The sequence below is a fragment of the Saprospiraceae bacterium genome (genome assembly GCA_016715965.1).
Classification (GTDB): domain Bacteria; phylum Bacteroidota; class Bacteroidia; order Chitinophagales; family Saprospiraceae; genus Vicinibacter.
Genome location: JADJXG010000001.1, coordinates 674,095 through 688,514, shown reverse-complemented (window position 1 = coordinate 688,514; position 14,420 = coordinate 674,095). Strand labels below are relative to the sequence as shown.

General features: G+C 41.9%; 11 protein-coding genes. 7 read left to right on the top strand and 4 right to left on the bottom strand.

The features are described 5' to 3' along the window. Positions 1-172: 172 nt before the first annotated feature. From fumC to IPM48_02545, 4 genes are all read left to right on the top strand, one after another. Positions 173-1,579 carry a class II fumarate hydratase gene (fumC, locus tag IPM48_02560; GenBank protein ID MBK9270453.1) on the top strand — a complete coding sequence of 469 codons (1,407 nt, stop codon included), beginning with the start codon at positions 173-175 and terminating at the stop codon, positions 1,577-1,579. A 4-nt stretch (positions 1,580-1,583) separates the two neighbouring features. After that, positions 1,584-2,840, top strand: a complete 1,257-nt coding sequence (locus tag IPM48_02555; GenBank protein MBK9270452.1) for an insulinase family protein — start codon at positions 1,584-1,586, stop codon at positions 2,838-2,840. A gap of 641 nt (positions 2,841-3,481) precedes the next feature. Next, entirely contained in the window at positions 3,482-4,759 is a 1,278-nt protein-coding gene (locus IPM48_02550) for an aminotransferase class V-fold PLP-dependent enzyme (GenBank protein ID MBK9270451.1), read from the top strand. Between the two features lie 413 nt (positions 4,760-5,172). After that, positions 5,173-5,517 carry a four helix bundle protein gene (locus IPM48_02545; protein MBK9270450.1) on the top strand — a complete coding sequence of 115 codons (345 nt, stop codon included), beginning with the start codon at positions 5,173-5,175 and terminating at the stop codon, positions 5,515-5,517. 190 nt (positions 5,518-5,707) lie between these two features. On the opposite strand, the gene IPM48_02540 is transcribed toward IPM48_02545, so the two are convergent. The 3 genes from IPM48_02540 to odhB all read right to left on the bottom strand — a co-directional run bounded on the left by IPM48_02540 (position 5,708) and on the right by odhB (position 8,692). Continuing rightward, positions 5,708-6,769, bottom strand: a complete 1,062-nt coding sequence (locus tag IPM48_02540; GenBank protein MBK9270449.1) for a PDZ domain-containing protein — start codon at positions 6,767-6,769, stop codon at positions 5,708-5,710. 196 nt (positions 6,770-6,965) lie between these two features. After that, the gene (locus IPM48_02535; protein MBK9270448.1) at positions 6,966-7,469 is read right to left on the bottom strand and encodes a hypothetical protein; all 504 of its coding nucleotides are present in this window, start codon (positions 7,467-7,469) and stop codon (positions 6,966-6,968) included. A 5-nt stretch (positions 7,470-7,474) separates the two neighbouring features. Continuing rightward, on the bottom strand, positions 7,475-8,692 hold the full coding sequence (gene odhB / locus IPM48_02530; GenBank protein ID MBK9270447.1) for a 2-oxoglutarate dehydrogenase complex dihydrolipoyllysine-residue succinyltransferase: 1,218 nt from the start codon (positions 8,690-8,692) through the stop codon (positions 7,475-7,477). A 177-nt stretch (positions 8,693-8,869) separates the two neighbouring features. Between odhB and IPM48_02525 the strand changes: the two genes are divergently transcribed. The 3 genes from IPM48_02525 (at position 8,870) to IPM48_02515 (ending at position 10,973) form a co-directional block, all read left to right on the top strand. Continuing rightward, entirely contained in the window at positions 8,870-9,727 is an 858-nt protein-coding gene (locus IPM48_02525) for a hypothetical protein (protein MBK9270446.1), read from the top strand. Positions 9,728-9,793: 66 nt separating this feature from the next. Beyond that, positions 9,794-10,264, top strand: a complete 471-nt coding sequence (gene tnpA / locus IPM48_02520) for an IS200/IS605 family transposase (GenBank protein MBK9270445.1) — start codon at positions 9,794-9,796, stop codon at positions 10,262-10,264. Between the two features lie 148 nt (positions 10,265-10,412). Next, positions 10,413-10,973, top strand: a complete 561-nt coding sequence (locus IPM48_02515; protein ID MBK9270444.1) for a hypothetical protein — start codon at positions 10,413-10,415, stop codon at positions 10,971-10,973. A gap of 921 nt (positions 10,974-11,894) precedes the next feature. Here the strand turns inward: IPM48_02515 and IPM48_02510 are convergent. Continuing rightward, the gene (locus IPM48_02510) at positions 11,895-14,210 is read right to left on the bottom strand and encodes a hypothetical protein (protein ID MBK9270443.1); all 2,316 of its coding nucleotides are present in this window, start codon (positions 14,208-14,210) and stop codon (positions 11,895-11,897) included. Positions 14,211-14,420 lie beyond the last annotated feature (210 nt).

Below are 14,420 nucleotides of genomic sequence, written 5' to 3'. Positions count from 1 at the left end.
TGACCAATAACGCCGAAGCAGAATTTAGTATGCTTTCTGCGTACCGTCGCGGAGTTTATCATGCCAATGGCGTACCTCTGTATTTTCAAATTGACTCATTGACTAATTAACTCATCGACTCATTGACTTCTCCTCCAAATTCTTAACTTTGCGGGTCAATGAAGGCAGAAATATGAGTTTTAGACAAGAAAAAGACACCATGGGGATCGTGGAAGTGCCCGCAGAGGTGTATTGGGGAGCACAAACCCAACGTTCCATCGGTAATTTTAAGATAGCCACTGAGATTAATAAGATGCCCATCGAAATCATCAGGGCTTTTGCAATATTGAAGAAAGCGGCTGTGGTCGTCAACCACGAAGAAGGAATCATAAGCGCTGAAAAGAAAGATCTAATTAGCAGGGTTTGTGATGAAATACTGGAAGGAAAGCTCGACGATCAGTTTCCACTCGTCGTGTGGCAGACTGGATCCGGTACCCAATCCAATATGAATGTCAACGAGGTCATCGCCTATAGAGCGCATGTGATTCAAGGTGGTTCGCTGATGGATGAAAAAAAGGCGGTCCATCCCAACGACGATGTCAACAAAAGCCAATCCTCCAACGATACTTTCCCAACGGCCATGCACATCGCAGCCTATCAGATCCTGTCTGATTGCACCTTGCCGGGATTGAAGGCATTGAGAGACACCTTACATTCCAAAGCCAAAGAATTCAGCCACATCGTCAAAATTGGCAGAACCCATCTCATGGATGCGACGCCATTGACCCTTGGACAAGAGTTGTCCGGTTATGTGGCACAGCTAAACCACGGCATCCGAACCATTGAAAACAGCCTTTCCCATTTGTCTGAACTGGCATTGGGAGGAACAGCGGTTGGGACAGGAATCAATACTCCGGAAGGGTATTCTGAAAAAGTGGCTGCAGAAATCGCCAAACTAACCGATCTACCTTTTGTAACAGCTCCAAATAAATTTGAAGCCCTCGCTGCCCACGATGCCATCGTGGAATCCCATGGCGCACTTAAGACGGTCGCATGCAGCATGATGAAAATCGCCAATGACATTCGCTTGCTTGCATCAGGACCACGATGCGGAATCGGAGAGATTTTTATCCCAGACAACGAGCCCGGATCGTCCATCATGCCGGGCAAGGTCAACCCCACACAGTGCGAAGCCATGACCATGGTGGCTGCTCAGGTTTTGGGCAATGACGTAGCCATCAACGTCGGAGGCGCTTCAGGACATTTTGAGCTCAATGTATTTAAACCCATGATGATCTACAATTTTTTGCACAGCGCAAGACTCATCGGAGAAGTGTGTCAATCATTCAATGAAAAATGTGCCGTCGGAATTAAACCCATCGAAGAAAATATTAAATCCAATCTGGAAAATTCTCTGATGCTGGTCACCGCACTTAATAATCACATCGGTTATTACAAAGCAGCCGAAATCGCTCAAACCGCCCACAAACTGGGCAAAACACTCAAACAGACGGCCGTCGATCTGGGTTACCTGACGGCTGAAGAATTTGATCAATGGGTCAAACCGGAAGAAATGGTCGGCAAAATCGATATAAAATAATCCTTTGGAGAAGGCAAACACTAAACCATACCATCGGTTTGTACTAAACAATGGCTTGACAGTCATTGGTGTACCGGACCAAAATACCCGACTGATCGGTGTCTGCGTATTGTACAAAGTCGGTAGCAGGGATGAAGACCCCAATAAAACAGGCATTGCACACTTATTTGAACATCTCATGTTTTCCAACAGTGGCAAAGGGATTGATTTTGACAACATCCTGCAGATGGCAGGTGCGGAGAGCAATGCGTTCACAACACCCGATACGACTCAATACTACAACATTGCACCCGATGCTTGTCTCGAACTGCTTATACAAATGGAAGCCATCCGTATGGAGGGTTTTAAAGTGAGTAAGAAAGATTTTCTCACCCAGCAGAAAGTGGTTATTGAAGAGTTTTCTGAAAATTACCTCAACAATCCTTATGGACTATTTTCGCACTGGTTGATGGATTTGGCATACACACAGCATCCTTATAAATGGCCGGTCATTGGAAAAAGCATCGAACAGATCGCCGGATTAAGATTCGAGGATGCTTCTGAGTTTTACCACCAGTACTATCACCCATCCAATGCCATTCTGGTGGTTAGTGGGCATTTCGAAGAGAAAAATTTACTGCGATTTGCTGAAAAATATTTTGGGAATATCCACGAAGGTCAAAAGAACAATAAAATTTATCCTCAGGAACCCGTGCCCATGCACAAAAAAGAAAAAACAGTCCTGGGCATTTTTCCGGAAGACGCTCTTTACATCGCATGGCCTTCTCCAGGAAGGATGTCCAATGAATTTTATGCACTGGACATGGCGACAGATATCCTTAGCGATGGAAGGTCGTCCTTGCTGTACAGTCGATTGAAAAAAGAAAAAATGTTGTTTTCCAACATCGATTGTTATTTGACAGCGACGACAGATCCCGGTCTTATTATTTTGGAGGGAAAGCGGACAGAAGGAGTGAGCAGAGCAACAGCACTTCAGGAAATAAGGATCTTGTTGGACCAGTTGGTCGAGGAAGGCATCAGCGACCACACCTGGGAGAAATACCTCAACAAAAACGAAAGCGCCTATTACTTTTCCCAGCAGGGAGTCATCAACCAGGCACTCAATTATTCCTATTCAGAATGGCTGGGAGATCCTGATTTGGTCATGCATGAATTTGAAAGATACCGTGCATTGGACAAAGCACAGGTCATTCAGGCGATCAGGGAGAATTTTTCTGATGAGAAAGCCAGTTTCCTTTTTCTGGAAAACAAGCTTGCCTAGACAGATGGTCTATGATCTCTTTACTGCCTTGCACCTCAATATTCCATCATTGCTATGCCTCAATCAGTAAGCCAGCCAACCGCTCAGATTTTCGGTCAACCACTAAGCAGATTTTCTATGCCATGCCAACTGTGCTCATATTTGCAACATGATCGGACGTACAAACAAATCGGGTTCACGAAAAAGTGGGTCATACATTTGGTTTGATGCTGCATTTATGGTGGCCGTTTTCCTGATCCTTGTATTGTTGATTTTTATAAGCAAGCAATGATCCAAAGAATGTGAATTTCCAGTTTGAACTATGCAATAATAGAAAGTTTTACCGCTCATGGGGAAATTTATTCTGTCTCGCATTTGAGATGAATGAATATTGGAATATAGGGCAGAGGTTTCAAATCAAAAGGGATTCGGGCTGCTCCATGCATCCATGATGCCAAATCCCAAGAACAGGATAAGTTTGACGATTGGAAGCAAAAAAGCAGATTGGGGGATCTTAGAATTGCTTCAAGGAACATCAAAACCTAATAAGTCAGAAAGATGCAAAGGACAATTGGAGGGATAATCAATTATTTTCGAAGTAATTTCTTTTTGCGGGTCTTTAAAGACTTGTGCTAACTTTGTCTAAACAAGCAAAGTCAAGCATGAATCGAAGATCTTCTCTCAAATTCCTGGCATCGGCAACAGCCGGTATAATGAGTCCGAGCCTGTTGCTCAGGGCCTCTGAAGATAGTTATCTCCAAAACCTGACAGGACTTTCTGAATTGAAGGGCCTGGAAGGGGAGGACTTTTGGCATCAGATCAGACAGGCATACTCGGCATCTCCCACTATGATTAATCTCAACAATGGAGGAGTGGCTCCCAGTCCGCGGGTGGTACAGGAAGCCGTAGAGTATTATAGCCGTTTGTGCAATGAAGCTCCATCCTATTACATGTGGAGAATTCTGGATCAGGGTCGCGAACCACTACGACAAAAAATGGCAGAGGTATGCGGTTGCTCTTCCGATGAAATTTCCTTTCACAGGAATTCCTCTGAGGCATTGGAGACTATTATTTTTGGCCTGAGACTAAAGGCTGGCGATGAGGTGGTACTCACAAAGCAAGATTATCCCAACATGATCAACGCCTGGAAGCAAAGAGAGAAAAGAGATGGCATCGTATTAAAATGGATCAATTTTGATTTTCCCATCGAAGACAAATCGGTCATGGTTAAAAAATACGTGGATGCTTTTACATCAAAAACAAAAGTTGTTCTGGTCACCCATGTCATCAATTGGAACGGACAATTGCTTCCAGCCACTGAAATCGCGGATGCGGCCCATCAAAGAGGCATCGAGGTGATGGTCGATGCAGCACACAGCTTTGTTCATTTTCCTTACAAAATTCCCGATCTAAAATGTGATTACTGGGGTACCAGTTTGCACAAATGGATGAGCGCACCCATAGGGACGGGACTTCTCTATGTGAAGAAGGAGAAAATCAAAAATTTATATCCTCTTTTGGCTGCAGCTGATTCTGAGAGCGAAGACATTCGAAAGTTTGAGTCCCTCGGTACCCGGGCCATGGCGATCGAACATGCCATCGCTCAGGCCATCGACTTTTATTGGATGATTGGAGCAGAACGAAAATTCAATCGATTGTATGAATTAAAAATGCATTGGGTCAATCAGGTCAAATCACATCCCAAGGTGAAAATTATATCTCCTCTTTCCAGGGAATTTAGCGGTGCCATCTGCAATGTAGCCATCGAGGGAAAAACTCCGGGCCAGCTCTCCGAATTTTTACAAAATGAATACAAAATCCACACCGTCTCCATCGACTGGGAGAACATCCATGGCGTCAGAATTACGCCCAATGTGTATACCATGAAATCGGAATTGGATAAACTGGCGAGAGGCATTTTGAAGTTTGCGGATAGTTGAATGATGAATTTTGAATTACTTGTCCCCAACGAAGTTGGTGGATGAATGATGAATTTTGAGTTTTGAATTTCGTGTCCCAAATGAAGATGGTGGATGAATTTTGAATTACTTGTCCCCAACGAAGTTGGTGGATGAATTTTGAATTTTGAATGATGAATTTTGAATGATGAATGATGAATTTTGAGTTTTGAATTACTCGTCTCAAATGAAGATGGTGGAAGAATTTTGACTTACTTGTCCCCAACAAAGTTGGTGGATGAATTTTGAGTTTTGAATTACTCGTCTCAAATGAAGATGGTGGAAGAATTTTGAATTACTTGTCCCCAACGAAGTTGGCGGATGAATTTTGAGTTTTGAATTGATTAATTTTTGTGAAGCTTTGTTGCTTTCCTAAAATTTTTAGTTGGAAAATTATGAATGAGTCAGCAATCCGAAAAAAGAGCTTTGAATTTGCATTATTAATTATTGAGATTTATAAGAAAATGATAAAGCAAAACGAATTTGTTCTGTCCAAGCAGCTTCTTCGTTCTGGAACATCCATCGGAGCAAATATTGAAGAAGGTTTAGCAGGACAAACTAGAAAGGATTTTATAGCTAAATTCAGTATAGCATCCAAAGAGGCAAGAGAAACTAAATATTGGCTTTTACTATTGAGTCAGAGTAAATTTGTCGAGCTGAATTTGGATAGACCCCTGAAAGATATTGAAGAAATTATTAAACTTCTAACAGCTATAGTTAAAACTTCCCAATCTAGGTAGAATTTTGAATTTTGAATTATGAATTGTGAATTTTGAATTTTGAATTATGAATTGTGAATTTTGAATTATGAATGTTGAATTATGAATTTTGAATTATTACACTCAAAACACAAAACTAAGAATTCAAAACTAAGAATTCAAAACTCAAAACTAAGAACTCAAAACTAAGAATTCAAAACTAAGAATTCAATCATATAAGTTCTCTTAGAGATAAACTTCGTTTCAGCTTTTCTCCATTTCTCAATACCCTGATTTTGACCCGATCATTTTTTTTAGAGGACAAGACTTTTTGGATGTAATGAAGACTCAGGAAATTTCTTCCAATTCCATTGAGAGAAACAATCTCGTCTCCGGCTTCTATTCCTGCTTCCTCGGCCGGACTTCCCGGAATGACTAGAGATACGTAATAGTTTTTCAAAAGAGGTCCACCTGAAACAGCTAGTATGCCCGATCGATCAAACTGGATGATGTTTTTCTTTTTCGAAATTGGTTTTAGATAGAGCATTTGTTGGTTATAATCCAAAAGGATGGAATACATTTCCAGAATCTGATTGCCGATGATTCCTTTTTTCAAAGAGGGGTCTCTGCTCATTTGCAGACTATCTACAAAATGAAAATACGTGGGAATGGAAATCTGGTCCTGAAGACAAAATTGCATTTGTTCGATTCTGCCTACGAGACCCGTGATTTGCCCGCCAAGTCCGGATCCAAGATGTCCAGGAATCAAAGGTTGTGGCATTGCTATTGTTTCTGCTTTGTTGGAATAAATCAACAATGGTACCCCTGCTCCAGTATCGAGCAATAATTCAAATGGCAGACTGGGATAGGTTTTCGTCGTTTGTACACAACATTGAAGATATGGTTTATTTCTTTGGATGGAGTACTGGCAGAAGGAGTAATTTTTGTGGACTTTGCCAGGCAGTTTGTCATGAAGTATAATTTGCTGACGGCGATAATCGATTTCGATGATGTAGGCTGAAAAACAAAATGCACTCAAAATACCATGAATATTTTCTCCCACCCACTCTGACAAATCGTGGTTAGAATCTTCCAGTACCACCCACGGAAAAGTCAGGGGTCCAAATGCAGTTATATGATTTTGAAGAGGGCGGGTAATCAAAGCATTGAGTTCCTGCTGGAAATCAGACCCGACCACCTTGACCTGGCGGGTGTACACATCTTCAAACAGGTCCGTGTGTATTCTGTCAAACAAAATATGGTGTTCAGCACCGGTATCAAAAATCAACTGCACAGGCACCAGAGAATTGATTTTTACCTCAATTAAAATGAAAGATTGAACATAGCGAAACGGTATCTTAATGGGAGCAGAATGCAATGGAATAAAAGCTACCTCAAAAATGCAGAGCAGGCAGAACATTATTTTTTGTAAATGCCGGAAGCAAGCCATGATCATGACAAAAGCTATGAGCAGAAAAAAATGGATGGATTCAAGGTATCATTTTTTTTAAAGAGTACACCGCGACAAGGACCAATCCTATCAAAAGAAGGATGACAAAAGTAAATGGCATACCGGTGAAAGCGAAAATACGCGTTCGGTCCAGTATCCACATAAGCAAAAGCATCACGACAATGATGGTGACAAGGGCTGTCAATTTTCCAAAACCCGGAATTTCTACAAATGAAATAAATCTTGCACTGATCCAAAATGTCACCAGCATGGAAATGAAAGGCAAAATTTGAACCATCAGATCCATTTCCAAAAGACTCCGCCTTTCCCAAAAGAAAAAATAGACATTCAATGTCGCTGCAAAAATACCCGGAATGGCAATGGCGTAAATTAAAAAACTATAAAGATATCTCCAGGGACTTCTCCAGGTATTGGGCTCAGTGGCCCAACCTACGATCAATGCAATCGCCGGAATGGTCAAACAGTAAATTAAGCTGTATTGGGGATGGGCACTGATCAGATCAAAAAAATCCTGTAAGGTCATAGATTCTAGATTTGTAAAAATAAGCGGGCAGGATCTTCGATCAGTTCTTTGATTCTCACCAGAAATTTGACAGAAGAACTACCATCAATGACCCTGTGATCATAAGACAGGGCAAGATACATCATTGGTCTGATCACGACCTGTCCATTTAAGGCAACAGGCCTTTCTTTGATGGCGTGCAATCCCAAAATGGCTGACTGGGGCTCATTGATAATCGGAGTGCTCATCAAAGATCCAAAGACGCCGCCGTTGGTGATGGTGAAAGTGCCACCTGACATTTCTTCCAAACTGAGTTTTCCGTTTCTTGCTTTTTCCGCCAATATTTTAAGCTTGGTCTCAAATACATCCAAAGATAAGGATTCTACATTGTGAATGGGCGGCACCACCAATCCGTTGGCGGTCGATATGGCCATCGATATATCCACATAATCGTGAAAAACAAAATCCTCACCGTCAATATGGGCATTGACCTCAGGCATCTCCATCAATGCGATGGCAGAAGCCTTGGCAAAAAAAGACATAAAGCCGAGCTTGATACCGTATTTTGTCTGGAACGCTTCGTTGTATTTGCTTCTCCACTCGATGACAGCTCCCATGTCCACCTCGTTGAAAGTGGTCAGCATGGCAGTTTCGTTTTTGACGGCAACCAGCCTTTTGGAAATGGTTCTGCGCATTCTGGACATCTTGCTTCTTCTTTGTCCCCGGCTGAATGCAGTCTGTGGAAACGCTGGGTTTTCCACGACGGATCCAGAATCCGGAGAGCTTTCCGGCTGAGCTTGGGTCTTGGATTGGAGATGTTCCAATACATCGCCCTTGGTGATTCGGCCGTCCTTTCCGCTGCCCTGAATGTTCTCTTTGCTCAGACCTTCTTCCCGCATCATTTTTGCTGCAGAAGGTGCTGCCGGTAATTCGAATACTGTTTTGTTCTCTTTTTCAGATTTTGCTGCCACTGTCGGAGCTTCAGGATTACTTTGTTCAGTAACTGAGAGATCAATTTGAGCGACCAGGGTTCCCACCTTGAGATCATCGCCTTCTTTGGCCTGGTGGATGAGCTTCCCGGCTTTTTCGGCGGGCAATTCAAAAGTGGCCTTGTCGGACTCAAATTCGCACAATGGCTGATCAATTTGAACAATGGCCCCATCGGGCACAAGCCACCTGGATAGGGTCACCTCAGTGACAGATTCTCCAATAGAAGGCACGAGTATATCTATGCTTGTTTTCAAAATCGATTGTTTCCTGCAAAGTTAAGTTTTAAGAATTAATTTAAAATAAATATTAAATAACATTAAAAAATAAATTAGATAACTCTAAATAAATTGAAAATTGAGGATAGAATCCTATCATACAGACCTAATGTTCACTCCATTCGGTATTGTTTCCTGCCCAAATTGGTTTTACCATTGATCATTTCCTTATCATTGCAGAAAATATTTCCTTTGATTGAAAATCAAATTTGGAAACCACGTATTTATCCTGCCAAAGTACTTCTGATTGGAGAATATGCCGTTTTATATGGTGGTACCGCTTTGGGTTTGCCATATTCTCTTTTTAGCGCCAAATGGGAAAAAAAGGACACTGCAGATCCACAACTTGGTTTGTTTTTAGAATTCCTGAAGGAGGATTTTGAAATTTCTAAATTATTGAACCTGGAATTATTGGGCAAAGATCTGGCGGAGGGGGTCTATCTTGATTCCAACATTCCTGCTTCTTCGGGCTTGGGAAGCAGTGGATCGGTGGTGGCGGCAATCTGGGATCGGTACGCTTTTCACAAGCAACATCCTAAGTTAAGGGAGATATTCTCTGGGATGGAAGGCTATTTTCATGGCAATAGCTCTGGTTTGGATCCTTTGATTATTTATCATCAAAAACCAATTCTATTGAGCAATGAAGGAATGTCTCTTATCTCTTCGGAAATTGCATTCAAAACGAAATATTATAAAATCTCCTTAATAGATAGTGGACAAAAAAGGGATACGCACTTATGGGTGAAAATTTTTAAAAAAAAGATGGAAAATCGCGATTTCAAAAATGCCTTCCATTCGGATTTTCTTTCATTCAACCAACAAATTATTACTACTTTTTTGAATGGAGAGCAGGACAAGATTTTTCCACTTTGGAAGTCTATATCTCAATTTCAACTTCAACACATGCCAGAATTTATCCCCGAACATTTGAAATCAAATTGGTTGACTGAACACACTGCATACAAACTTTGCGGAGCAGGTGGCGGAGGTTATTTTTTAAAAATGGGGCTGTAAAAAATATATAGCTAAGCATGAATTTTTTAAAATAAGTAGTTTTATCCATTTAAATTTATAATAAATATGGCAAACACCTATACTCAAATTCACATTCAAACTGTTTTCGCTGTCCAAAATAGAAATTGGGTGATACAGAAAACATGGAAGGAGGAATTATATAAGTACATCACTGGAATAATTCAAAATCAAAATCATAAAGTTTTAGCAATTAATGGGATGCCGGATCATTTGCATATTCTTTTTGGAATGCGACCTACTCAGTCCTTAAGTGATTTGATGCAGGATGTAAAAGGTAGTAGTTCAAAATGGATCAATCAGAAAGGATTTGTTGATGGGAAATTTACATGGCAGGAAGGTTTTGGTGCTTTTTCTTATAGCAAGTCAAATTTGAAAACCATTATAAATTATATTGAGAATCAGGAACAGCACCATAAGAAGCGAACTTTTATTGAAGAATATCTTGATTTGTTGAAAGAATTTGAAATGGAATATGATGAGCGGTATATATTTAAGTCATTGGATTCTGAAATTTAATATGGTATGTAGAACTATTCTTGATTAATATTCTCCATTGTTTACATGTTAAAATCTTGCCCCGATACACAAGATACAGTTATAAAAAGTACCCACAGAAATCTATCAAGTCCAGTTAGGGACGGAATATTGCATCCCTACGGGATTTGTGTCATCGTTACCGGATTTGTTTATTACCGATATATCATCCCTACGGGATGGTAGTTTTTTACCACCATTACATCCCTACGGGATGGTGATTCGTGTGTTTATTTATTTTACCGATATATCATCCCTACGGGATTTGTATCATCGTTACCGGATTTGTTTTTTACCGATATATCATCCCTACGGGATTTGTATCATCCCTACGGGATTTGTTTTTACCAACATTTCATCCCTACGGGATGGTGATTCGTGTATATATTTATTTTACCGATATTTCATCCCTACGGGATTTGTATCATCGTTACGGGATTTGTTTTTTACCGATATATCATCCCTACGGGATGGTAGTTTTTTACCACCATTACATCCCTACGGGATTTGTATCATCGTTACCGGATTTGTTTTTTACCGATATATCATCCCTACGGGATTTGTATCATCGTTGCGGGATCTGTTTTTACCGATATATCATCCCTACGGGATTTGTATCATCGTTGCGGGATCTGTTTTTACCGATATATCATCCCTACGGGATTTGTTTTTACCACCATTACATCCCTAAGGGATGGTGATTCGTGTGTATATTTATTTTACCGATATAGCATCCCTACGGTATTTGTATCATCGTTACGGGATTTGTTTTTTACCGATATATCATCCCTACGGGATGGTAGTTTTTTACCACCATTACATCCCTACGGGATGGTGATTCGTGTATGTATTTGTTTTACCGATATATCATCCCTACGGGATTTGTATCATCGTTGCGGGATCTGTTTTTACCGATATATCATCCCTACGGGATTTGTATCATCGTTGCGGGATCTGTTTTTACCGATATATCATCACTACGGGATGGTAGTTTTTTACCACCATTACATCCCTACGGGATGGTGATTCGTGTATGTATTTGTTTTACCGATATATCATCCCTAAGGGATTTGTATCATCGTTGCGGGATTTGTTTTTACCAACATTTCATCCCTACGGGATGGTAGTTTTTTACCACCATTACATCCCTAAGGGATGGTGATTCGTGTGTATATTTATTTTACCGATATAGCATCCCTACGGTATTTGTATCATCGTTACGGGATTTGTTTTTACCAACATTTCATCCCTACGGGATGGTAGTTTTTTACCACCATTACATCCCTACGGGATGGTGATTCGTGTATGTATTTGTTTTACCGATATATCATCCCTACGGGATTTGTATCATCGTTACCGGATTTGTTTTTTACCGATATTTCATCCCTACGGGATTTGTATCATCGTTACCGGATTTGTTTTTTACCGATATATCATCCCTACGGGATGATTAGTTTGGAATATAATCTAATGAGCTACGTTTTCACCAATCATGTTGGCTGGACTATTTATCAAAGAATGACCGAGTTTCTTTGTGAAATAAGGCTGTATTATTGTTAGTGCCGTTAGGCACTATGTGTCGGTAAAAAAGTTATCAAACATATCCATACCCCTACCTCACCAGCACAATCCTCCCCGTCGCGCCTTCGCTGACATCAAAATCTTTGGTAGAATTGGCATAAACGATATAGGTGCCGGAGCTGACCGGTTTGCCCAAATAGTCCTTGCCATCCCAAAGGGCTTGACCTCCGGTAGCAAAGGTTTCAAACACAAGCCTGCCGCTGACATCGGTTATTTTGACCCTGGCATCTCGCGCCAAGCCTCGGATGGCGATCACTCCATCATAACCCGGCGGTACCGGATTGGGAAAACTCGTAATCTCTTCCGTGAAAACATCCTTTGCTGCTGTGGCCTCTGCCCTGTACACCTGGATTCCGTTTTCGCTGCCAATCCAAACTTCCCCGGTCTGTTGGTTGACCTCGATCTCGTAAATCGTGTTGCCCAATAAAGGGCTATTGGAGGTGTTGAAGTTGTACACCTGCAAATCTCCTACCGAATTTTGCACATAGACCCCATTGCGCGTGCCAAACCATTTGCGGTCACCACCGTCCACATCCATGCTCAGAATCTCTTCGGTCTCCAGCAAGAATCCGATGATCCCATCCTGGTCCACCTTCCGTCTGGAACCCTTACAGGTACCTGCAAAAATTGAAGACCCACATTCGAACACCACCGGACCCTGGGCAGTGCCAACCCACACATCTCCGTCCAGATCGACTTCAACGGTATAAATTTTGTTGGTCTGCAAATTACTGTTTGAATTATTGAGGATGATGGAGCGGTTGTCGTTGGGATTGTCGGGATCTCCTTCGTCAAATACCATCACTCCAAGCTCTCTCCTGGGGACTATCCATTTGTATCCGTTTCGATCTACTTTGACTTCGGCGAGTTCGGTGGAAAAACCCGGCAATTCGTACGACCTCCATTGACCCTGATTATCCAGTGAGACAAGTGGTCTTCTTGCCAGATAGACCGCGGCCCAAAGGCTTTTGTCGTGTTGGTCAAAGTCCAGTCCGATGACCCGAATCCTGGTCTCGTCTCCTTGTGCAACACCCAGTGCAGAATTTTTATCGTTGTAAAGTTTGTATTCTTCTGTATTTCGGTCGTATTCCACGATTCCTTTTTGGAAACTGGCATAATAGATTTTGTTCTGATCCGGGTGTTCTGCCACCCTAAGGATGTCCCTGATATCCAGGCCTGCAAACAGGGAGACATTGGATTGGTTGATGACGTCCCAGCGTCTGTCTTTGTAGGTGTAGATGCCATCTGCTCTGAATAGATAAGTAAATACTGCATCGATTCCACCACTTGCCACATAGATGCCATCGGAAAGACTTTTTATCTCATAATATTCTTTGTTGAGCGGGCCGTTGACAAAAAGCGCATCGCATGCTTCTTTTGGGCCCCCCGCAAAGCGATAACCCCAGCGCTTGTCGGCGAGCCAGATTCTGCCATTTTCCTCTTCTTCGATATCCAGATTTTGCTGTGTACAATCGTCCTCGCGTATTTCCCAATCGATGCCATTCTCTGTGAAAGCCAATTGACTCGGACAGGCTGCACAATGCATTCCTGCCATGAGGTGCTTAGGACCTGATTTGAGATAGAGGACCTCGCGTTGGATGGATGTAAATACCGGAACAAATTGATCTCCCGTCATTTTAAAAATTCCATCGGCAGAAGAAGCGATGTAAAGATCATTCTTGTAGAGAGCAAGCGATGGATAGACAGAAGTCTCATTGAGGCCGAATGCTGCATCCAAAAGCTCCCATCCCGAAAAGTCCTGGATTAGGCGGTTGGTTCGGGTATCAAAACGGAATAGACCTTTTTCAGTAGCCATATAAACATAGGGACCATGCTGGAGGCTATGCAGCACCTTGAGATTGGGGGTAAACAACGTGAACGTAATTCGACCGGTTTTTACATTCAGGCTGCTAAGGCCATAATCGGCGTTGATAAAAACCTCATCGCCTTTGTAGGGTGTAATCTTGAGGATGTTTTTGATGATGGGTATATTGTTGAAGATGCGGATGTCCGGGATGGATCGCACCTCAGCATCGCTGACCAAATCGATCAGACCATCGGTGTATGCAATGACCAGCACATTCAGTGCAGGATGAAAATAAATACACGAGATGGAACTGCCATTAAGCCCTTCAGTCCTTGTTATTTTTTGAGTGCTCAGGTCTTCTTTTCTCAGCTGCAGGATAGCGTAATCAGTTGCATAAAAGATGCTCTGAGGACTTTGCGCAAGACTTAATCCTGAGTTGAAAGGCAGATGGGTGGCCCATTGACCGATGGCCAGATCCACCTGAGCGTAAGACAAAGAGTAAACAAAACAAAGAGATAAGGGAAGCAGACCTTTTTTCATGCAGGAACTGGATTGTATGACAAACGGATAGAACGGCAATTTCCTGCTTATTATTACACCTTTGGATTCCTTTTTCGGATTCAGAGATCAACGGGACCAGAACTTTGATGATCCATTTTGATCGTATCCTTTCAGACAACCTTGCCCCGACTCGTTATCTACCCGGCCCGCAGAAATTCTTAGGGTCCCCACAGATTTTGAATGGGACCC